1 pseudogene is annotated in these 273 nt (G+C 57.9%); it reads left to right on the top strand.

Annotated elements, in window-relative coordinates:
• Positions 1-273 (top strand): annotated as a pseudogene (cysS, locus tag INF77_RS23115) (cysteine--tRNA ligase); the annotation flags it as partial.

Here is a 273-nt window from a genome sequence, read left to right as displayed (position 1 = left end):
AATGAAAACGGCGAAAGCTTTGTTGCGCTGGTGGATCGCATGATTGTTGAGATGCACAAAGATGCGTGCGACCCACCATATCCACGAAATTATCGAGATCACCGAAAAGCTGATCGAACGCGGTCACGCCTATGTGGCAGACAACCGCGACGTGATGTTCTCCGTCCCGACGGACCCAACCTACGGCGCGCTTTCCCGTCAGGACCTGGACCAGCTGCAGGCCGCCGCGCGCGTGGACGTGGTAGACGTGAAGCGTAACCCGATGGACATCGG

This window comes from Enterobacter cloacae complex sp. P1B (assembly GCF_014982345.1).
In the GTDB taxonomy this organism is placed as follows: Bacteria; Pseudomonadota; Gammaproteobacteria; order Enterobacterales; family Enterobacteriaceae; genus Enterobacter; species Enterobacter bugandensis.
This window is presented reverse-complemented; position numbering and strand designations above follow the sequence as displayed.